Origin of the sequence: Nitrosomonas sp., assembly GCF_024282095.1 — a bacterium.
Classification (GTDB): Bacteria; Pseudomonadota; Gammaproteobacteria; order Burkholderiales; family Nitrosomonadaceae; genus Nitrosomonas.
This window is the reverse complement of the sequence record NZ_JAMWZS010000007.1, coordinates 36,189-58,419: the sequence shown is the minus strand read 5'-3', so window position 1 is coordinate 58,419 and position 22,231 is coordinate 36,189. Positions and strand designations below refer to the sequence as shown.

Sequence of the window (22,231 nt, the reverse complement as noted above, 5' to 3'; positions counted from 1 at the left end):
CAAAATGGGTATCTCAAGTCAATTTAAGCGATATGAAGTGCTATCGGTTGTTTATCCGGGTAATTATTCATTTGATAGCCTTGCCACAGTCTGGTGGCAATAAATGAAGCAACTGCGTCTGCATGGTGTTGTAAGTTTGGATTGCCAAGTTCTTCAGTTGTTTGACGGAAAAGTTGTAACCAGCGTTCAAATAATCCTGCTGTCAGTTCCGGCAATGCAATGTGTTTGGGCATGGGTGCACCACGAAATCGGCTGGTTCCACGTAATTGAGCGGACCAGAAATTAATCATTTGTACAAAATGTGCATCCCAGTCAATGACATGCGCCTCAAAAATAGGGCCTAGTCCAGGATCTTTTCTAGCCTTTGCATAGAATGTATGAACAAGTTTTGCAATTTCTTCTTCAGTGTATAAACTTGGATTAGGTGTTGGAAATGGTGACTGATTCATAATTTTTTATTCTGGATAACACTCATTAATAATAAGGATAAATACGCGGGATTGCTTTTCTGTATGAGACAAAGAAGTTTATCTTTCGTTCTGTGGATTGTCCAATTGTGATGTAATTTGAGCTATTGTTATATCAAGATCCATGTCCATAAAGGCTATCTGACCAGGAATATGAACCAACATGAAAAATTTATATGGAAAAGCACTACTGGTTGACTCGGCGCTTACCAAGTCAACGGGATTTACGCGTGAAGAGCGTGAGCGCTATGGATTACGTGGATTGCTACCGTACGATGTTGCAAGCATCAATAAGCAAATAGAACGTGTATTAGGTAGCATGCGCTGCAAAAGTACTGCCATTGAAAAATATATTTTTTTAAATGCTTTGCTGGAGCGCAATCAGCGACTTTTCTACCGGACCATGATTGATCATATTGAAGAAATCATGCCATTGGTTTATACCCCGACAGTTGGTGAGGCGTGTAAAGAATTTGCACATATTTTTAGAAGGCCGCAAGGATTCTATATTACCCCTGAAGACCGCGGAGAAATTGCAACCATTCTAAAGAACTGGCCCGAAGAAGATGTTCGCGTAATTGTCGTGACTGACGGTGAACGGATTCTGGGGCTGGGGGATTTAGGTGCCAATGGGATGGGAATACCCATCGGCAAAGTTGCTTTGTATGTAGCCTGTGCTGGAATTAATCCGGCACAATGCATGCCGGTTATGCTCGATGTTGGCACTAATAATGTTCCTTTGCGCGAGGATCCGCTCTATCTGGGATATCCGTATCCGCGGATCAGTGGCGATGCTTACCGGTCGTTGGTTGATGAATTTGTCAAAGCCGTTCAATTACGTTTCCCGCATGCATTAATACAGTTTGAGGATTTTCTGACACCCCATGCGTTTGAATTTTTAGACCGTTACAGCGGGCAAGTCCGCTGTTTTAATGATGACATACAAGGCACTGCCGCAGTTACATTGGCGGGCATCTATACTTCATGCCGGATTACCCGGAAGAGATTTTCCGATTTGAACATCATGTTCTTAGGCACTGGTTCCGCGGCTGGTGGTATTGCGGAATTGGTGGTGGATGCATTCTGTGCGGCGGGATTAAGTGAATCACAAGCACAGCAGCGGCTGTGGTTTATTGACAGAAAGGGATTGGTGACATCGAGCAACGACAATATCAAACCGCGCATCAAGCCTTTTGCGCATGAACACGTCGCATGCAGTTTTGTCGATGCTATCGGAGATATCAAACCTGACGTACTGATTGGCGCCACCGGTGTGGCAGGAACGTTTGATGAGGCCGTTGTGCGTAAAATGGCAGCAGTCAACGAGCATCCGGTGATTATTGCTCTATCAAATCCAACTTCGCATACTGAATGCACTGCTGAACAGGCGTATCGGTGGAGCGATGGACGAGTTATTTTCGCCAGCGGTAGTCCTTTTGATGCGGTGCAATATGGCGATCGGTTATTTAAACCGGCTCAGGGTAATAATGCGTATATTTTCCCAGGGATTGGTTTGGGTATTTACGCCAGCGCTGCGCGTATTGTCACACAGCGTATGTTTTTAGCAGCTGCCCAAGTGTTGGCAGACATTGTTACCGAACAAGAAATTGATACTGGAGCAATTTATCCTGCATTGACGCGTGTGCGCAAAGTGTCGCATGCCATCGCGGTAGCTGTTTGCAATATAGCAATTGATGAAAGGCTGACCGATGCCAACTTGCCTGACGATTTGGAGGGCTATATTCAGTCGCTGATGTATGAACCGGATTACTGAAGGTCGTTGAAAAACTATTTGCGTTGCCGCTACGGTGTTAGAAACAGGTTCAAGATGCTCATTACATCGCGCATAAACTGCGCTTTTTCGCCTGTTTTTGCCTGGTATCGGCTGCCTCGAAAGCGTTTCTCAACGCCTGCTAATCGGGGCGACTAAATAGGTTGGTGACACCATCCAGCCCTACATGATTGATCGAGTAGGTTGCATAGTCTTTGACGATCGGTTTGGCGTGATAAGCAATACTGATTCCGGCTTCACCCATCATGCCCAGATCATTGGCGCCATCGCCGATAGCGATAATCTGTTCACGTTGAATTCCCAGCTCATCGCGCACTTGTTTTAATACCTGTGCTTTTCCTTCCCTGCCGATAATTTTCCCGATCACTTTTCCGGTTAAGCGGTTATTCTCAATTTCCAATACGTTGGCGGCGGCATAATCGAATCCCAACCGTGCTTTAATCCGCTCAGTAAAGAATGTAAAGCCGCCTGAAATGACCATGGTTTTTAAGCCGGCGATTTTAGCCTGTTGCAACATTTTTTCCGCACCGGGGCTGAGCCGGACACGCTCATCATAAACCCTCTGCAGCGCCTCTTGAGGCAGGCCTTGCAATAATGCGGTGCGGCGTGTGAGGCTCTCTTCAAAGCTGATTTCACCCCGCATGGTTTGCAGTGTGATGGCAGCAACTTGTGGTTTGATATTGTGCATGTCGGCAATTTCGTCAATGGATTCAATTGCCAGTAGTGTTGAGTCCATATCCATTGCGATCAATCTGAAATCAGAGAGTTTGCGATCGGGATTTACAAAAGCAAAATCCAATGTCGCTTCAGCACAATAATCCGCTACATCGGTTGTATCGGTGGCGTTTGTCAGCCGAAAGGCTTGACCGGTAATTCGTTCAATTCCATCTGCGTGGGAGAGTTTTGCGAGAGCCCGTAAATCACTGTTACTAACTTCCAATCCTTGGATAACTAGATTCATAAGTAGATAATAATTTGTAATGTGCAAGGGCCGGATGAAAATGGAGAATTCATCATGGGCTCCATTCGATGATCTGATTGCGGCCCGCATGTTTTGCGGCATACAGTGCGGAGTCAGCGGCTTTAATCATATCCAGCGGTGCGTGAAAATGCGCTGCGTCTTTTTCATTGGAGGCGACACCAATAGAAGCGGTAATATGAATGGTGTAATGATCATCCAATTTATAGTCAATGGCTGCAATCGCGTCTTTTAATCGGGAAATAAGATTTCTTGAAGCAGCCAGTGTTGTGCCTGGTAAGATTAAGGCAAACTCTTCACCGCCATAGCGGCTGAGTGTATCGTCCTGGCGCATTTGCTCGTAAATTGTACTGACGACAGTGACCAACAGCGAGTCGCCTGCGAGATGTCCGTGGGTATCGTTCACTTGCTTAAAATGATCCAGGTCGATGATGGCAATGGTGAGCGGGAGATTATATTGCACGGATAAATTAAATTCACGCCGCAATGTTTCATCAAAATAGATTCGATTATGAGCGCCGGTCAAGCCGTCGCGTTGCGACTTCTCTTCCAACTCCTTCACTCTCGACAGACTGTGTATTATCAGCAATTCTTTGGCTGCAGCCATGATTTCTGCCGCTCCGGCGGAATGATGAATACGGATATCAAATAATTCCTCGACGGATTTTAAGCCAACTTCCATGAGTTTAATCACATCCACCAGCGCAGCATCGTCAAGCCCAAGCCAATTTTTGGCCGCTTCTGTCAAGGCCGTCATTTTTTCAGTTTCTTGCGGAGCAAGAAAATAATCCGCCAGGTAACGAGATACCGCGACACAAGACTGAAGGTTGGGTCCCAAATCTTTGGGTTCCGGTTGGTTATGACTGGCGATGCAAGCCAGGGCGATATAATCAGGAATGTGCCATTTTTGCAACAGTGCGCAACCCAGTTCATCGTGTCCGGCACCAAATGTTTCACGCTCTTTTTTAAGTAGTAAGTCGTGATCAGCAGTCGACGAAAAGATTTTGCCATATTCTTCGGGCATGATGGATGAGAAGGCCAGGATGCCGATTTCTTGTACTAATCCGGCTAGAAACAAATCATCCAGAAAGTTTAGACTCAGCTTTTCTCCGAGTGCGCGGCAGGCAAGTGCTGACGTAATAGACCGACGCCAAAACATATCGTTATCAAAATCCGGTAGATTGCTCGACACCGGTTTCTTCATCAGTGAATTGGCTAATGTAAAAGACAGGGCAATGACGATGACCGAATGCGTGCCAAGAATGCTGACCGCCTGCCGGATATTGGTTGCGACGCGGCGGGATTTATATAAAGGTGCATTCGCTGTTTTAAGTAATTTTGCGGCAAGCACCGGATCCAATGAAATATATTGGCAGGCAGCTCCTATATCTGCATCAGGATCATTCGCCAATTCAATGATTCTGATAGCAACTGCGGGCAGACTTGGAAGTGTTGTGCAAAAATTAAGTCGTGATTTCAATTTATCGTCAAGCACTTTATTATCCTTAAAATTAGATAACACTTATATAGTATTGAATAATTGAATGATTATTTTCTATTATATTATAAAGATAGCATTCTCACTCATTTTCAAGAGAATTATTTGTGAGAACTGATGGGGATTATCCGTCTTATCCCTATTGGTATGGTAGGAATTCATTACTTATTCTTTTGGTTAAGCGAATGCTACGCTGTTGGTTTTTTCGTGAAATTGTTTTGATTATTTGGAACAAAGCGGTTATAAGATGACTAATATTCCATAGATTAAATGGTATAAATCTGTATAAGCGAGTTGCTTAAAAGAAAATTCTTGATAAAGGAGTCTGATGTGGATTTTGGAATAAAAATAGGAACCCCGGAGAAACAACGCGGAGCCTGTGCGGTGATCGGTATTTTTGAATCAAAAAAACAGACGGATTCGGCTAAGATCCTGGATAAAATCACGCAAGGGTATATTAAAAATATCCTTGCACTCGGTGACATGGATGGCAAGACCAATACGTCATTGTTATTGCATAATGTACCGGATACTCAATTCAAAAGGGTTTTGTTGATTGGATTGGGTAAGGAGCAGGAGTTCAAGGAAAAAACGTTCTTGACGGCACTCAATACTATATTCAGTGCTTTACAAAAAATAGCGGTTGCTGACGCAACGGTGTTTTTGTCCGATTTTCCTGTTAAGGGACGGAGCAACGAATGGAAGGTTACACAAACTGTTATCGCCGCAACCGGCAGTAGCTACCGATTTGATCAGTTGAAAAGTAAGCCGGATAACGCCCCGGGCAATTTACGCAAGATGGTGTTATGCATTGATGACCGTGCTGAATTGGCCGCTTGTGAAGTCGCTATGCAGCAAGGTTTGGCGATTGCACAAGGTATGAGTCTGGCAAAAGACCTCGGTAATCTTGCACCGAATATTTGCACCCCGACATATCTTGCCAAACAGGCTAAAGATCTTGCCAAAACCCATAAAATGAAAGCATCGGTATTGGAAGAAAAAGATATGGAAAAACTGGGCATGGGCTCGCTGCTGGCTGTGGCGAGCGGCAGTGAACAGCCGGCCAAGCTGATTGTGCTGGAATATCACGGATCAGGAAAAAAAGAGCATCCCATCGTATTGGTAGGGAAGGGAGTGACTTTTGATACCGGCGGTATTTCACTCAAACCCGGTGCCGATATGGATGAGATGAAATTTGATATGAGCGGTGCCGGCAGTGTGCTGGGAACACTGCATGCGATCGCTGAAATGAAATTGCCGATCAATGTGGTCGGAATCATTCCTACCACTGAGAATATGCCCAGTGGTAAGGCGGCTAAACCAGGCGACGTGGTAACCAGTATGTCCGGTCAAACGATCGAGATTCTGAATACCGATGCAGAAGGACGGCTGATTCTATGCGATGCATTAACTTATGCGGAGCGCTATAACCCGAAAGCAGTGATTGATATCGCTACATTGACCGGCGCATGTGTGATTGCGCTGGGGAATTTTACGACGGGACTGATGAGTAATGATGATGCGTTGGCCGCAGAACTGCTATCTGCTGGCGAGCAAGCGGGTGATCGTGCCTGGCAGTTACCTTTGTGGGATGAATATCAGGATCTATTGAGAAGTAACTTCGCAGATATCGCCAATATCGGTGGGCGGGCTGCCGGAACCATTACGGCTGCCTGCTTTTTGTCGCGATTTACCAAGAAATATCGCTGGGCGCATCTGGATATCGCAGGCACAGCATGGAAATCCGGTAAGGAGAAAGGCTCAACCGGGCGTCCTGTGCCGCTGTTAACGCAGTTTTTGATTGCGCAGGCTAAAGCTGCGGCTAACTAGATGGGGTTCTGAAAGCTTGCTGATTAGTGGGTGAGGGTCAATGGAATCATTCCATGCGTTTGTAAATTAATCAGCAAGTGTGATTCTTTCTTGTATGCAATGCATATTGATGATTCGATGACGCAAATTTTCTTCTATTCAGGGTCCGATGATAAGTTGAAAACGGCTTGTCGGCTATGTGCTAAGGCGGTACAACAAAAAATGAGCATAATGATCTATACACCGGATACGGCGTTAATTAAGCAGCTCGATGAATTGCTGTGGACGTTTTCCGCTACCAGCTTTATTCCACATTGTGCTAAGCAGGGTGACGAACAAATGATCGGTATGACACCGGTGATTTTGAGCGACCGGATAGATCCGGGTGAGCATTTTGATGTGCTGCTTAATCTGCATTATCAATTGCCACCTTTGTTTGATCAATTTGACAGACTGATCGAGATTGCAGGTGTTGCGCACGAAGACAAGCTGGCTGCCCGTGAGCGCTACCGTTTCTACAAAGATGCCGGCTACGAGATCCAGCATTACAATCTTGATGATGAACGGCCTGTTGAGTAAAACCGTGGCAATGACGGTCTTTTTATCATGAACGAAGATAACGATACAACAAATCTCGATGATGCCAAGATATTGGCTAAGTTTAGTAATTTACTGAATAAATACCAAAGTCAGGGCAGAATAACGCATCCGGGCGCGGCTACTGCACCGGACATTTCCCCAGCGGATGGAATTTTGCCGGCAGCGGAGTCGGATGACATACCTACACTCACTGAAATCGTGATACTTCACCCGTCGGTGATACAGCCGCAACCGAAGCGCCGGAAATCTATCCAACAGATACTGGATGCTGCGCTGGAAGATGTCCATATAGAAATGGATACGTCGGATAGAAAAGCTTTAGCGAATGCGTTGGAGGTTCGTCTGACTGGTCAAGTCAAATAGTTGCACTCAAAAACTTACGTTCTTTATGTGTTCCATCTGACAGATATCACCGGTAAAGTGGTGTAGATTGAAAATAGAATCTGCCGCTTAGCATACGTGCCGATAGGTCATCCGCTATAATGACAGCCTTGTTTGTACCATTTAATCCAACTTTAAATTCCATGGAACTCGAAAAAAGTTTTGACCCGAAACATATTGAAGACCGTTGGTATTCGATCTGGGAATCAACAGGTTATTTCAAGCCAATAGCTGCAACAGGCCAATCCGCGTATTGCATTATGCTGCCGCCGCCCAATGTGACGGGCACGTTGCATATGGGCCATGCGTTCCAACATACTTTGATGGATGCGTTGACGCGCTATCATCGCATGTTGGGCGATAACACGTTATGGCAACCGGGTACCGATCATGCCGGTATCGCTACGCAAATCGTGGTTGAGCGCCAACTGGATCAACAAAATCTTGATCGCCGCGAAATGGGGCGGGAAGCGTTTCTGCAGCGGGTGTGGCAATGGAAGGAAGAATCCGGTTCCACCATCACCCGGCAAATGCGGCGCCTGGGTACTTCCTGCGACTGGACACGCGAACGTTTCACCATGGATGCCGCTTTGTCACGTGCGGTGACTGAAGTGTTTGTGCGCCTGTATCGTGAAGGACTCATTTATCGCGGCAAACGGTTGGTAAATTGGGACCCGGTATTGCAAACCGCAGTGTCCGATCTGGAAGTGGTATCGACCGAAGAAAATGGCTCCATGTGGCATATCCGTTACCCCGTCGAACAAGCCGATGGCGCCCAGACAAATCAGGCAGAAGCTTTGATCGTTGCGACTACCCGCCCTGAAACCATGCTGGGGGATGTGGCGGTTGCGGTGCATCCTGACGATCCACGTTATCAGCACCTGATTGGGCGTCATGTGCGATTGCCGCTGTGCGAACGCACCATTCCGATTATTGCGGATACCTATGTCGATCTGGAATTTGGCACCGGTTGTGTGAAGATTACGCCGGCGCACGACTTTAATGATTACCAGGTCGGACAGCGGCATCATTTGGTTCCGATCAATATTTTCACTTTGGACGGAAAAATCAATGAGCTGGCGCCAACCGAGTATCAGGGCATGGATCGTTTTGATGCCAGGAAAAAGATTATCGCCGACCTGCAGGCGCAGGGCTTTCTGGTTGAAACCAAGCCGCATAAACTGATGGCGCCGCGCGGTGATCGTACCAATACCATTATTGAACCGATGCTGACCGATCAATGGTATGTCGCGATGGAAGGCCTGGCCAGACGTGGACTGGAAGTGGTTGCGCATGGCGAGGTTAAATTCACGCCGGATAACTGGGCGCATGTTTACAATCAATGGCTGGAGAATATTCAGGATTGGTGCATTTCGCGCCAACTGTGGTGGGGACACCGCATTCCGGCATGGTACGACGAAGACGGCAACGTCACTGTAGCGCATACGCTGGAAGAAGCGCAGCAACTCTCCGGTAAAAATGACCTGACACAAGACGACGATGTACTGGATACGTGGTTTTCATCCGCACTGTGGCCATTCTCGACATTGGGCTGGCCGGATGAAACGCCGGAACTGAAAACATTCCTGCCGACTTCGGTGCTCATCACCGGTTTTGACATCATTTTCTTCTGGGTGGCGCGTATGGTGATGATGTCGCTGCATTTCACCGGCAAAGTGCCCTTTAAGGAGGTGTATATCACCGGCCTGATTCGCGATGCCGAAGGCCAGAAAATGAGTAAATCCAAGGGTAATGTGCTGGATCCGCTGGATCTGATCGATGGCATCACGCTATCCGATTTGCTGGCAAAGCGCACGACAGGATTGATGAATCCCAAACAGGCCGAGTCCATTGAAAAAAATACCCGTAAACATTTCCCCGATGGAATTCCGGCTTTTGGAACCGATGCCTTGCGTTTTACTTTCGCCAGTCTGGCTTCGCACGGTCGTGATATCAAATTTGATATGCAACGGTGCGAAGGTTACCGGAATTTTTGTAACAAACTGTGGAACGCAACCCGCTATGTGTTGATGAATTGCGAAGGCAAAGATACCGGGCTGGATGATACATTGCCATTGCGTTATTCCGCTCCCGATCAATGGATGATCAGTCGCCTGCAGCAGGCGGAGCATGCCGTTGAACAGGCATTCGGCAATTATCGTTTTGATCTGGTGGCGCGTGAAATTTACGAACTGGTATGGGATGAATATTGTGATTGGTATGTTGAATTTGCTAAAGTGCAGTTAAATAGCGACCAGGATTCGGTGCAGCGCGCGACACGCCGTACCCTGGTGCGGGTATTGGAAGCCATGCTGCGGCTTGCGCATCCGGTCATTCCATTCATTACCGAGGAACTGTGGCAGAAAGTTGCGCCCCTGGCAGGGAAAACAGGTGAGAGCATTATGTGTCAGCCCTATCCAAAAACTGATGCGGCTAAAATAGATAACAATGCCATACAGTCGATTGCTTTGCTGAAAGACATCATCAATGCGTGTCGTACACTGCGCAGTGAAATGAATCTGTCTCCGGCGCTACGGGTGCCATTATTGGCAACAGGCAATCACTCGGTTTTGACGGAATTTTCACCTTATTTGCTGGCGCTGGCAAAATTAGCGGAAATTGATTTTAAGCAGGACGAATTACCCAATGTCGATGCGCCGGTTTCTATCGTGGGTGAATTTCGGCTCATGCTGAAAGTTGAAATTGATGTGAAAGTTGAACGCGAGCGTTTGATGAAAGAAATCGCGCGGATTGAAATAGAAGTTACTAAAGCAAGATCAAAACTGACTAACCCCAGCTTTGTGGAACGTGCACCCGCAAATGTCGTGGCGCAGGAACAGGAGCGATTAGCGGGTTTCGATGCGAAATTGGATAAGCTGAAAGAGCAACTCAGTAAGTTGAGATAATCGCTGGGTGGATCTGAAAGAGATCGCAGTGGTTGAATGCATCAGAATCAATTGGCATAGTGGATAATCGACTAACAAAGTTATTTTTCTATATTGAGTCAGTTCTATGATAAAAAAGATAAAAACTGATGATGTTCGACTCGGCATGTATATTCATGAGATCCGCGGGAATTGGTTGGAACATCCATTCTGGCGAAAATCATTCAAACTGGACAATCAAAAAGATTTCGACAAACTGCTGAATTGCAATCTGGATGGGATATGGATTGATACCAGCAAAGGTCTGGATGTTGCTGTTGCTGTCGATGAAAAGCCGACAGCATCTTCAGATGCGTTGGATGCTGATGCAATTCAACTACCTGTTGAGGCACCGCGACCGGCCAAAAAACCTGTCTCGCCGGTCTCGATGGAAGACGAATTAAATTCCGCAAAGAAAATACATAACAAAGCAAAAGAAGTGGTGACGACCCTGTTTAGCGATGTTCGCATGGGTAAAGCGGTTGCAATCGAAGAGGTTGCCTTGTTGGTTGATGAGATTAATCAATCGCTGGAACGAAATACCAACGCGCTACTCAGTCTGATTCGATTAAAAAATTCAGATGAATATACCTACCTGCATTCGGTTGCAGTGTGTATGCTCATGGTTGCGCTGGGCAGGCAATTGGATTTGAGTGGCGATCAGCTCAAACAGGTTGGCGTTGCCGGATTGCTGCATGATATCGGGAAAATGGCGATACCGAGCGATGTATTGAATAAACCCGATAAGCTGACGGACGAAGAATTTAATCTGGTTAAGCAGCACCCGCAACGCGGTTGGGAAATACTGAAATCATGTTATCAAGTTGACGAAGTAGCCCTGGATGTCTGTTTGCATCACCATGAACGTGTGGATGGGCGAGGGTATCCGGAAAAATTATCAAACGATGCACTGACTTTATATGCGCGTATGGGGGCGGTTTGTGATGTATACGATGCGATCAGCTCGGATCGTTGCTACAAAAAAGCCTGGGGGCCTGCTGAATCAATACGCAAAATGGCGTCATGGAAAGACGGTCATTTTGATGAGGTTATTTTTCATGCTTTTGTTAAAACAATCGGTATTTATCCCAACGGTACTTTGTTAAGACTCAAATCCGGCAGGCTTGGTGTCGTCATTGAACAATCGAAAAAAAGCTTAACCACGCCCATTATCAAGGTTTTCTTTTCCACTCGCGCCAATACACATATCCCCATGGAAATTCTAGATTTATCAAAAGGCACGGATAGTATTGAGAGTATTGAAGATCCGCTTAAGTGGCAGCTTGATGTCAATACAATACAAGGCGTGTGAGATTTATTTCAGTCCGGATTTCAGCGATCCGCTAGCAAGAGATGGTTGATAGCTGTTCCGGAACGCACGCATTCCAGTGCAGTTTTTGCTCAATGGCGGTAACCAGAGCAGAAGCGTTACCAGGCTCGCCGTGTACCACAAAAATTTTCTCGGGCATTGTCCGGAAGTGACTCAACCAGTGGATTAAATCCGCTTGATCGGCGTGTGCTGACAGTCCGCCAATGGTATAAATAGTGGCTCTTACGCGAACATCCTGGCCATAAATTTTGACTTGCCTGGCACCATCCACTAATCGCCTTCCCAGCGTTCTCGCAGCCTGAAACCCGGTGATCAATATGCTGCACTCGGGTCTGTCAAGATTATATTTGAGGTGATGTTTGATGCGTCCGGCATCGCACATGCCGCTGGCTGAAATGATGATGATGCCGTGCTTCATCTGGTTGAGCTGCATGGATTCTTCAATATCCTGCACAAAGTGAATGCGGGGTTTTTGCACACTTTGATTTATCCACTGCAATGCTTCCGAAGTTTCCTGATCCAGCAGTGCAATATGTTTGAGCGTGATTTCTGTTGCTGCCCGAGCCATCGGTGAATCCACATAAATATCCATGTCGCCCAGCTTACCCTGACGATACAGATCGGTCAGCAGGAACAATAGATCTTGAGTTCTGCCCACGGTAAAAGCCGGGATGATCACGTTGCCGCCTTTATGCACCAGTGTATCGTTGATGGCATAAACCAATTCGTCGGTCGTGTCGGACATATTGCGGTGCAAGCGGTTACCGTAGGTTGATTCGATCAACAGGATATCCGCTTGTTCAATGGGTGTGGGATCGCGCACAATCGGATGACCGGGTTGGCCCAGATCACCGGAGAATACAATTTTTTTGTGCCCTGAATGTTGCTTGACCCAGAGTTCAATGATGGATGAACCCAGAATATGTCCGGCATCACGGAAACAGCAGTGTATGGAAGGGTGGGGTGAAATGTCCGTATCGTAATCCACACGGTTTAATTGCTTCAGGAGCGCTTCGGCCTGCGTGACGGTATAGAGCGGTGCGAGCTCCTGCGTTGATCGGCTGCGATGGCGCGATTTATTGCGCCACTCGATTTCTTTTTCCTGAATATGCGCACTGTCTTTGAGCATGACCTGGAGTAAATCCGCAGTTGCCGCCGTGCAATAAACCGGGCCGCGGAAGCCCCATGCGCTCAAACGCGGCAGTAAACCGGAATGATCAATATGGGCATGGGTTAGCAAGACAAAATCGATGGTTTTCGGATCGAATCTAAATGCGGTGCGGTTCTTTCTATCCGCTTCCCGTCCACCTTGAAACATGCCGCAGTCAACTAAAAAGCGGATGGTTCCGGTTTCAATAAGATAACTGGACCCGGTCACTTCACCGACTGCACCTAAGAAAGTAAGTTGCATTGTATTAAAGCCCTGGCATTGATTTAGCAGCCTGTTAGCGTGTATTCAGCACATGCAGTGTACCACCGACCAGCAAGTCCATTTCCTGTTCACTGATGATATAAGGCGGCATGAAATAAATGGTTTTTCCCAATGGGCGTAATAGCAATTGTTGTTCCAAACCCGCTTGAAAACATTTTGCTGCAAAATCGCGATCTTCCGTTTCGACTTCGAAAGCCCAGATCATGCCGCAGTTACGGAAATTTTTCACTTTGGGGTGGGTCGCAAGCGGTGCTGCAATTGCATTCAGATACGCTGCTCTGGTTTTGTTTGTTTCGATGATGCTGTCCCGCTCGAAAATGTCCAGCGTGGCCAATGCCGCCCGGCAAGCCAATGCATTGCCGGTATGCGAATGCGAGTGTAAAAAAGCGCGCGCTGTTTTGTCATCATAGAAAGCCTGAAAAATCGCATCCGGTGTCATGACGACCGAAAGTGGCAAATAGCCGCCGCTTAAGCCTTTGGATAAGCACAAGAAATCCGGCGCGATGTCAGCCTGGTTACAGGCAAATAGGGTGCCCGTGCGGCCAAAGCCCACGGCAATTTCATCGGCGATTAAATGAACCTGGTAACGGGTGCAGATTTCTCGGGCGCGTTGCAGATAAACCGGATGATACATGCCCATGCCCGTTGCGCCTTGAACCAGCGGTTCAAGAATGAGTGCGGCAATCTGTGCATGGTTATCAGCCAGGTGACGTTCCAGCGCTGCTGCGGCACGGAGGGCATACGCTTCCGCCGATTCACCCGGGTCCGCATAACGCCAATCCGGCGTGGGAACGTGCGTGCACGGGCGCAGCAGCGGTGCATAGGTTTCTTTGAAGATGGCCACATCGGTCACCGATAACGCACCCAATGTTTCACCATGGTAATCATTCTGCAAACTGATGAAATGGTTTTTCTGCGGCTGCCCACACAAAAGCCAATAGTGGAAACTCATTTTTAACGCGATTTCAATTGCCGAAGCACCATCGCTGGCGTAAAAGCAATGTCCGAGCGAGCCGGGTGCGATGGTCTTGAGTCGCTCCGATAATGCTACAACCGGTTCATGAGTAAAGCCCGCCAACATGACATGCTCTATTTTCTCAAGCTGATCGCGAATTGCCGCATTAATCGCAGGATTGGCGTGCCCAAAGAGATTGACCCACCAGGAACTGATCGAATCAAGATAGCGCTTGCCGGCAGCATCATAAAGCCACACACCTTTGCCGCTGACAATCGGAACGAGCGGGTAGGTTTCGTGTTGCTTCATTTGTGTGCAAGGGTGCCATACCGTTTTGAGGCTTCTTGTCTGGAGTTGTGCGGAGGCGGGTGACGGCGGTGTAGGGGAGATATTCAGCATGTTTATTGGATGGAAAATTAAATTCAGTGGAGACTTGTTTCAGATTGTATCGGTGGCGATGGTAAACATCCAGCAGAAGTGCCGCATGATCGGGCAAAGCGGAAAAGATGCCGAAATCCGGGTGGGTGCTTGATGATTGATCACAGTTGCCTATGAGTATCAGTTTGCGCCAGAATTACGTGCCACAAAACGTTTGATACACACGCTCTGAAGGTGCCGGTGGGGTACGGTAATCGTAATATTCGGGAACATCGGCATATGGATTTGTCAGTGCCGCAAGCAGTCGTTGCATCGGTGAGTAATCCCCATGCTCAGTGGCTGCTGCCAGTGCTTCTTCAACGCGATGATTGCGCGGGATGATCGCAGGGTTATGCTGCTGCATCAGGCAGAGCGATGACTGCCTGGATTCGGATTGACGTGACAGTCTTGCTTGCCAATGTGCGTGCCACGCAATAAATGCTGCATCATGAAACACCGCATCGGTGGGCAAGGTTTCCGATGCCAGTGCACGGAAGCTGTTGGTGTAATCGGCCTGATGCGCTTGCATCCATGTCAGCAGGGTTTCGATGAGTTGCATATCTTCGGTTTCTTCAGTGAATAATCCCAATTTCTTGCGCATCCCGTTCAGCCAGTGGGTTTGATGAATATCCGGGAAAGCGTGGATGGCTTCTTCCGCTAACGCCACTGCCTGCGCTTGTACAGGGTGGAGTAACGGCAGCAATGTTTCAGCGAAGCGTGCAAGATTCCATTGCGCCATATGGGGTTGATTACGATAGCCATAGCGGCCATGATGATCGATCGAGCTGAAAACAGTATGCGGGTCGTACGCATCCATGAATGCACAAGGACCATAATCAATCGTTTCGCCACTAATGGTCATATTATCCGTATTCATCACGCCGTGAATAAAACCAACCAGCAACCACTTTGCCACGAGCGATGCCTGGCGTTCAATCACCCTTTTTAAGAGTGCGAGATAGGGATTCTCGGCTGAACTAAGATCCGGGTAATGGCGTTGGATAACATAATCGGCCAGAGTTTTAACGCCTTCTTTATCTCCCGTTCCCGCGATATATTCAAACGTACCGACACGAATATGACTGGCCGCTACACGGGTGAGAATCGCGCCGGGGAGCATGGTTTCCCGTATTACAGATTCACCGGTGGTGACGACAGCAAGGCTGCGTGTGGTGGGAATGTTAAACGCGTGCATTGCCTCACTAATGATGTACTCGCGCAGCATGGGTGCAAGCGCCGCACGGCCATCGCCACGCCGTGAGAAGGGCGTTTGACCGGAGCCTTTCAGCTGAATATCAAACCGTTCTCCCGCCGGAGTGAGATGCTCGCCCAGTAATATCGCACGTCCATCGCCCAGCATTGTAAAGTTGCCGAACTGATGGCCGGCATAGGCTTGCGCAATGGGGTGGGCCGAATCAGGCAGTACATTGCCGGCAAACAGCAGGGCGGCTTCTTCCTCGGACAGTGCGTGGAGATCCAATCCCAGCGATTCTGCCAGTGCATGATTCAATACCGCTATTCGCGGTGCGCGCACTGGTACCGGAAGAAGCTGCACATAGAAAGATTTGGGCAAGCGGGCGTAACTGTTATCAAATCGCCAGCCAATGCGATCGTCCGCAGATTTTGTATTTGTTTTTATGTGCACCATATCGTATGTCATGAGGTGAGTATTATTTGTCAAAACAGGCATTGTAGAGTATTAGCCGATGAGACATGCTGCGCGGGAATAGGTTGCAAAGTGCTTTGCTGGGAAATTCCGGTACAACCCCGCCAAATAGTAAGCAGCTAATAATCTGGGGTTGCCCGAATTATATAGCGCCTTACAGAGCATAAGTCTGCCTTCAATTTGACAAATCGGGAGAATTGAAGCAAAGAACGCCTCCGGAGATTGGGTTCATAGAATCTTGATTTGAGATTTTAAGAATGTGCTTGCTTTAAGTATCCACATCATTCAGTATCAACTATAGACTAATCATTTAAAGACTACGCGATGAATGTACCTAAGTTTCGCTCTATTTTCACACCCGCATCCAAACAAGAACGAACTAACAATTTTGAAAATTATTGGCTCTTTACCCAGCATCATAATGGTGAATTGCTGGAAGAAGATAAAGATTTAGTAAAGAAACGTAATAAATTCAACTCCTTTAAAGATAACCCGATTCAGTTAAGGGTGCCACTAGCCAATCCTGATGCTTTCTATCGTAATTATGTGGATATGCAGGATGATCCCAAGACTCTGGATCATATGACGCTAATGTTAACGGGTATGTATAAATTTGCTCGGCATGAGTGGGTTGGTATTAAAGGTGCTTGGGATGCCGTGCCAACTATGGATAATTCACATTCAATTGAAGACAAGATTAGTCGTGTACATTTGGCAGAAGAGTTCTGTCATGTTCGTTTGTTCGATGAAATGTTGCGTACCTGCGGTTTGGATAAAGTAGAGTGGGTGCCGTTAAGTCCGATTAAAGAAAAAATTTATGAGCAGTTTCCAAAGTTTCCCGATTTCTTACTGGATACACCTGCTTTTGTGACGGAATTAATGGGAGTTACCTACTATCGCCATTTAAATCGTTTAATTGATGAACTATTTGTAAATGAACCAGAAGTCCGGACGCGTCTCAAAGAACTGCTGGATGAAATCACTATTGATGAAGTAGCACACGTTGGACAGCGTAGAAATTTCATTGGTCCTATCGGGATCCGAGTTTCTAAATGGTTAGTTAAACCATTTTATACAATGTTTTTTAATGATATCCCAGAAGTTGGCATACTATTTGATGTGAAGCAAATGATCACTGATGGGGAATCTTTTGATTTCAATCAATTACCTGACTACATTATCGAGAAAAGCTGGGTTCCTTCTTACTGCAAAGTTTAAAAATGTGTAATTTGATGTGATGGAAACAATCTCGATGACCAGGAGAGATTATCTCGTTTTTTCGATTAAACGCTCATGGGGCTGCAATCTGTGGTAATAACAGATTTACTATTCAATTCGAGGAGAGAATCCCGCTCCGCTATTAAACCCCGTTTACACAAAATCTAGGAAACCCCTCTCAACCGAATGGATGCTTGGCGGAATGTTTGTGGGCGTCCATGTAAGGTCAATTATTCTTCATTGCATTAGTTTAAGGCCTTTTCCTGTTGATATTCTACAGATAGATCGCTTCCTTGCGCATGATAGTATTGCCGACTCTGACAATTCAGAAATTTAAGAAGCCTCCGCATCCAAGGGGATTCATCCTATAAAGCTAGATTTAGAAATCTAGCTTTTGTATTTGTAGGCGATATTCTTACATCGTGATAAGAATATTACCTAACCTCATTTAGGCCTAACTTCCATTTACTTCGACTTCGTGATGATTGAAAATCTACACATACGATTTATGTGTTTTTGATGTAAAGATTTTTTAATCTAAAGGAGTATTAAAATGGAATCAGATCAAATTCTAGATGAAATTAAAGATATCAATTTGAGCTATCTGCTGCTTGCTAAGCAGATGTTACGAGAAGATAAGGTGTCCGCAATGTATCGATTAGGTATTAATCAAGATATCGCCGCAATCTTGGAAAAATTAACTTCCGCTCAACTCATTAAAATGGCCGCTTCAAATATGCTTCTTTGTCGTTTCCGCTTTGATGATCGCCTGATTGCAGAAATGTTATCCAATGACACTCGCGATCAAGCGGTAACAAAATCACACGCAGCTATTTTAATGGCTGGAAAACCAGCAGAAGCGATAGTATAAGATTGATATCCAAATGAGAGGTCTATAATGCGCAATAAAAGCATTCTAACCGAAGCCAAGCAAATTCAATTGGCAACCGAGCTCATCACATTGGGCGCGCGATTACAGGTTCTGGAAATGAATACCGACCTGAGTCGCGAACGACTTGTTAAGCTATATAAGGAAATCAGAGGAGTATCTCCTCCTAAAGGTATGTTGCCTTACTCGGAAGATTGGTTCATGAGCTGGCAACCCAATATGCATTCCTCGTTGTTTATTAACATATATCATTATGTTACGACGAATACCAGTATTGATGGCATTGATGCATTGATTAAAAGCTACCGGTTATATATGGAACATATCAAAGTAAACCAACAAGAAAGAGTCTTAAGTTTGACCCGAGCATGGACTTTAATACGTTTTGTCGATAGCGGTGTATTGTGTATAGCGCCATGTGTCAGTTGTCATGGTCAGTTTGTTGTGCACTCTTTGGAAATTCACTCTAATCATGTGTGCGGTCTATGCAATATACCTTCGCGAGCCGGGAAAACCAAGAAAGCTGCTGTAGACTTTCATTAGCAATCCCGAGAATTAAGTAATTATTTGAGTAGGTTTTTAATACGAGTTAATGCCTGCTTTAGGTTTTCTAGTGAAGTAGCGAAGGATAAACGCATATATCCTTCACACCCGAATGCGGAGCCTGGGACAACGGCGACACCGGCATTCTCCAAGAGGTATTCGCTAAACGCGATATCGTTCTGCGTGCTAATTAATTTTCTTTTATAAAGATCATCCATCGCTTGGCGGACATCCGCAAACGCATAAAACGCACCATCAGAGGATAGGCAACGAACACCGCTTATCTGATTCAATTGCTCAGTCACAAAAGCATTGCGTTCTTTAAACGCAGATACCATTGGATTAATACAAGACTGATCACCATTGAGTGCTGCTTCAGCAGCTGCTTGGGAGATGGAACTGGGATTTGATGTACTTTGCGACTGAATGTTTTCCATTGCAGTGATAATGTGCGCAGGCCCGCCACAATAACCGATGCGCCATCCAGTCATTGAATAAGCTTTGGATACGCCGTTCAGGACGACAGTTTGCGGAAACAAATCCGGACAGGCATTGACAATATTAATAAATCTTTGATCCGATAACAGAATATGTTCATACATGTCATCGGTGGCGATCAGAATTTGTGGATGTTTGCGTAAAACTTCACCCAGCGCTTTGAGTTCATCCATGGTATAGACAGCGCCGGATGGGTTGCTGGGGCTGTTGATGACAAACATTTTGGTTTTGGGAGTAATTGCTGCTTCCAGTTGCTTTGCCGAAATTTTGAAATGCTGTTCGATACCGGTATTAATAAAAACCGGTTTGCCTTCGGCGATTAAGACGATATCAGGATAAGAAACCCAGTAAGGCGCTGGAATAATGACTTCATCGCCTGGATCGATCACTGATAAGACTAAATTAAAGAAACTCTGTTTACCACCACAAGAAACCAGAATTTGCTTGGCTTCAAAATCAAAATTATTTTCACGTTTAAACTTTGCCACAATGGCATTTTTTAAGCCGGGTGTCCCGCCGACGGCGGTATATTTGGTCAAGCCTTTATTGATCGCAGTTATGGCAGCATCTTTAATGTGCTGAGGTGTATCAAAATCAGGTTCGCCTGCCCCCAATCCAATGATATCTTTACCTTCGGCTTTGAGTTTGGCAGCACGAGCGGTCACAGCAAGGGTAGGGGATGGTTTGATGGTTTGAACGCGGTTAGAAAGTTTCACAAAAATCCTCGCACTAAAATAGGGTGATCAGCATGTTAAAATGACTCGAAGAAGCAATTCAATAATGGAATTATACTCGTGATCGTAACCTTCCCCAATAGTCCGTATCAACTACATCAGACATTTGAACCGGCAGGAGATCAACCGGCAGCCATCGCACAACTGGTTGAAGGTATTAGTGATGGCCTTGCCTATCAGACCTTATTGGGAGTGACCGGCTCAGGAAAAACCTACACGATTGCCAACATGATCGCACGTCTTGGCCGCCCGGCAATTTTAATGGCACCGAATAAAACGCTGGCGGCGCAGTTGTATGCTGAAATGCGCGAATTCTTTCCTGAAAACGCGATTGAATATTTTGTTTCTTATTATGATTATTATCAACCTGAAGCGTATGTGCCGTCACGAGATCTGTTTATCGAGAAAGACTCCAGCATCAACGAGCATATTGAACAGATGCGCTTATCCGCTACAAAATCTTTGCTGGAGCGCGATGATGCCATCATAGTGGCTTCGGTATCGTGTATATACGGTATTGGCGATCCGGTGGATTATCATGGCATGATTTTGCATTTGCGCACTGGCGAAAAAATTTCTCAGCGTGACATCATTAAGCGCTTGGCCGAGATGCAATACGATCGCAATGAATTGGAATTTAAACGCGGTGTATTTCGCGTCAGAGGCGATGTGGTGGATATCTTTCCCGCCGAAAGTGCTGAAGCGGCGGTGCGGGTGTCATTATTTGATGATGAAGTCGACAGCATGTCGTTATTTGATCCACTGACCGGCCGTATGCTGCAAAAATTATCGCGTTTTACCGTCTATCCTTCCAGTCACTATGTCACGCCGCGAAGTACTACGCTACGCGCAATGGAAACCATCAAAGCCGAACTGCGTGAACGCCTGGAATATTTCTATCAGGAGCACCGATTGGTTGAAGCGCAGCGCCTGGAACAGCGCACACGATTTGATCTGGAGATGTTGAATGAATTGGGTTTTTGCAAAGGCATTGAAAATTATTCACGTCATCTTTCCGGTAAGCAACCCGGTGAGCCGCCGCCAACTCTGCTCGATTATCTACCGAAAAATGCATTGATGATCATTGATGAAAGTCATGTTACCGTGCCGCAAGTTGGTGGCATGTATAAAGGCGATCGTGCGCGTAAGGAAAATCTGGTGAATTATGGTTTTCGCTTGCCATCTGCCTTGGATAATCGCCCGCTAAGATTCGAGGAATTTGAAAAAAGGATGCCGCAAACGGTGTTTGTATCAGCAACGCCAGCCGATTATGAAAAATTACATAGTGGGCAGGTGGTGGAGCAGGTGGTTCGACCCACGGGTCTGGTCGATCCAATCATTGAAGTGCGACCGGTGACAACCCAGGTGGATGATTTAATGTCCGAAGTCAATTTGCGTACAGCCAAGAATGAGCGCGTGCTAGTCACCACGCTGACTAAGCGCATGGCCGAGGATTTGACGGATTATTTTTCTGATCACAAAATCAAGGTCCGTTATCTGCATTCGGATATCGACACCGTCGAGCGCGTTGAAATCATCCGCGATTTGCGCCTGGGTCAATTTGACGTGCTGGTCGGGATTAATTTGCTGCGAGAGGGGTTGGACATTCCGGAAGTCTCGCTAGTCGCCATACTGGATGCCGACAAGGAAGGTTTCCTGCGCTCGGAAAGATCGCTGATTCAAACCATCGGCCGCGCCGCGCGCCATATCAACGGTACCGCAATTCTTTACGCCGACAGAATAACCAAATCAATGCGTTTTGCAATCGATGAAACAAAACGCCGGCGTGATAAGCAAACACAATATAACCTACAAAATCACATCACACCGCGGTCTGTGCACAAACGCATTAAAGATCTGATCGACGGCGTTTATAATTATGAATCTGCGCAGCAGAACCTTAAAGCCGCGCAAGTCCAGGCACGCTATGACGTCATGAACGAAACGCAGCTGGCCAAAGAAATTCAGCGAGTTGAGAAGCAAATGCTGAGTGCTGCCAAGAATCTGGAATTTGAACAGGCAGCGCAATACCGGGATGAACTGAAAAGCCTCAAGAATAAGCTGCTGATCGGTTTTACTGACATGACATAAGCTAGCAC

General features: G+C 46.4%; 18 protein-coding genes. 11 read left to right on the top strand and 7 right to left on the bottom strand.

The window, feature by feature from the left end:
* Positions 1-23: 23 nt before the first annotated feature.
* Positions 24-449: a group III truncated hemoglobin gene (locus tag Q0K92_RS03605; protein ID WP_297324439.1), complete on the bottom strand. Its 426-nt coding sequence runs from the start codon at positions 447-449 to the stop codon at positions 24-26.
* Between the two features lie 181 nt (positions 450-630).
* Here Q0K92_RS03605 and Q0K92_RS03600 point away from each other — a divergent pair, with 181 nt between their 5' ends.
* A complete protein-coding gene (locus Q0K92_RS03600; protein WP_297324438.1) occupies positions 631-2,241 on the top strand; it encodes an NAD-dependent malic enzyme in 1,611 nt (536 codons plus the stop codon).
* Between the two features lie 139 nt (positions 2,242-2,380).
* Here the strand turns inward: Q0K92_RS03600 and serB are convergent, their stop codons facing one another.
* Both serB and Q0K92_RS03590 read right to left on the bottom strand, forming a co-directional pair.
* Positions 2,381-3,220, bottom strand: coding sequence for a phosphoserine phosphatase SerB (gene serB / locus Q0K92_RS03595; RefSeq protein WP_297324437.1), 840 nt, complete (start codon positions 3,218-3,220; stop codon positions 2,381-2,383).
* A gap of 52 nt (positions 3,221-3,272) precedes the next feature.
* Entirely contained in the window at positions 3,273-4,733 is a 1,461-nt protein-coding gene (locus Q0K92_RS03590) for a GGDEF domain-containing protein (RefSeq protein ID WP_297324436.1), read from the bottom strand.
* 333 nt (positions 4,734-5,066) lie between these two features.
* Here Q0K92_RS03590 and Q0K92_RS03585 point away from each other — a divergent pair, with 333 nt between their 5' ends.
* From Q0K92_RS03585 to Q0K92_RS03565, 5 genes are all read left to right on the top strand, one after another.
* Complete coding sequence (locus tag Q0K92_RS03585) at positions 5,067-6,566, top strand: leucyl aminopeptidase (RefSeq protein ID WP_297324435.1); 1,500 nt, start codon at positions 5,067-5,069, stop codon at positions 6,564-6,566.
* A gap of 99 nt (positions 6,567-6,665) precedes the next feature.
* Positions 6,666-7,124: a DNA polymerase III subunit chi gene (locus tag Q0K92_RS03580; RefSeq protein WP_366083998.1), complete on the top strand. Its 459-nt coding sequence runs from the start codon at positions 6,666-6,668 to the stop codon at positions 7,122-7,124.
* A 27-nt stretch (positions 7,125-7,151) separates the two neighbouring features.
* The gene (locus Q0K92_RS03575; RefSeq protein ID WP_297324434.1) at positions 7,152-7,508 is read left to right on the top strand and encodes a hypothetical protein; all 357 of its coding nucleotides are present in this window, start codon (positions 7,152-7,154) and stop codon (positions 7,506-7,508) included.
* Positions 7,509-7,669: 161 nt separating this feature from the next.
* On the top strand, positions 7,670-10,432 hold the full coding sequence (locus Q0K92_RS03570) for a valine--tRNA ligase (RefSeq protein ID WP_297324433.1): 2,763 nt from the start codon (positions 7,670-7,672) through the stop codon (positions 10,430-10,432).
* Positions 10,433-10,538: 106 nt separating this feature from the next.
* Positions 10,539-11,762: an HD-GYP domain-containing protein gene (locus Q0K92_RS03565; protein WP_297324432.1), complete on the top strand. Its 1,224-nt coding sequence runs from the start codon at positions 10,539-10,541 to the stop codon at positions 11,760-11,762.
* A 31-nt stretch (positions 11,763-11,793) separates the two neighbouring features.
* Here the strand turns inward: Q0K92_RS03565 and Q0K92_RS03560 are convergent, their stop codons facing one another.
* Positions 11,794-13,191 (bottom strand): MBL fold metallo-hydrolase, encoded by a 1,398-nt coding sequence (locus Q0K92_RS03560; protein WP_297324431.1) that lies wholly within the window; start codon positions 13,189-13,191, stop codon positions 11,794-11,796.
* A 34-nt stretch (positions 13,192-13,225) separates the two neighbouring features.
* Positions 13,226-14,566, bottom strand: a complete 1,341-nt coding sequence (gene bioA, locus Q0K92_RS03555) for an adenosylmethionine--8-amino-7-oxononanoate transaminase (RefSeq protein WP_297324430.1) — start codon at positions 14,564-14,566, stop codon at positions 13,226-13,228.
* On the opposite strand from bioA, the gene Q0K92_RS03550 reads away from it, so the two are divergent.
* On the top strand, positions 14,565-14,699 hold the full coding sequence (locus Q0K92_RS03550) for a hypothetical protein (RefSeq protein WP_297324429.1): 135 nt from the start codon (positions 14,565-14,567) through the stop codon (positions 14,697-14,699). The genes bioA and Q0K92_RS03550 overlap by 2 nt on opposite strands.
* Positions 14,700-14,741: 42 nt before the next feature.
* Here the strand turns inward: Q0K92_RS03550 and Q0K92_RS03545 are convergent, their stop codons facing one another.
* A complete protein-coding gene (locus Q0K92_RS03545; protein ID WP_297324428.1) occupies positions 14,742-16,244 on the bottom strand; it encodes a protein adenylyltransferase SelO in 1,503 nt (500 codons plus the stop codon).
* A gap of 330 nt (positions 16,245-16,574) precedes the next feature.
* Here Q0K92_RS03545 and Q0K92_RS03540 point away from each other — a divergent pair, with 330 nt between their 5' ends.
* The 3 genes from Q0K92_RS03540 (at position 16,575) to flhC (ending at position 18,900) form a co-directional block, all read left to right on the top strand.
* Positions 16,575-17,468: a hypothetical protein gene (locus Q0K92_RS03540; protein ID WP_297324427.1), complete on the top strand. Its 894-nt coding sequence runs from the start codon at positions 16,575-16,577 to the stop codon at positions 17,466-17,468.
* A 553-nt stretch (positions 17,469-18,021) separates the two neighbouring features.
* Positions 18,022-18,339, top strand: a complete 318-nt coding sequence (flhD, locus tag Q0K92_RS03535; protein ID WP_297324426.1) for a flagellar transcriptional regulator FlhD — start codon at positions 18,022-18,024, stop codon at positions 18,337-18,339.
* A gap of 27 nt (positions 18,340-18,366) precedes the next feature.
* The gene (gene flhC / locus Q0K92_RS03530) at positions 18,367-18,900 is read left to right on the top strand and encodes a flagellar transcriptional regulator FlhC (RefSeq protein WP_297324425.1); all 534 of its coding nucleotides are present in this window, start codon (positions 18,367-18,369) and stop codon (positions 18,898-18,900) included.
* A gap of 20 nt (positions 18,901-18,920) precedes the next feature.
* Here the strand turns inward: flhC and Q0K92_RS03525 are convergent, their stop codons facing one another.
* A complete protein-coding gene (locus Q0K92_RS03525; protein WP_297324424.1) occupies positions 18,921-20,114 on the bottom strand; it encodes a pyridoxal phosphate-dependent aminotransferase in 1,194 nt (397 codons plus the stop codon).
* Positions 20,115-20,192: 78 nt separating this feature from the next.
* On the opposite strand from Q0K92_RS03525, the gene uvrB reads away from it, so the two are divergent.
* Positions 20,193-22,223, top strand: coding sequence for an excinuclease ABC subunit UvrB (gene uvrB, locus Q0K92_RS03520; RefSeq protein WP_297324423.1), 2,031 nt, complete (start codon positions 20,193-20,195; stop codon positions 22,221-22,223).
* The last annotated feature ends 8 nt before the right edge of the window (positions 22,224-22,231 follow it).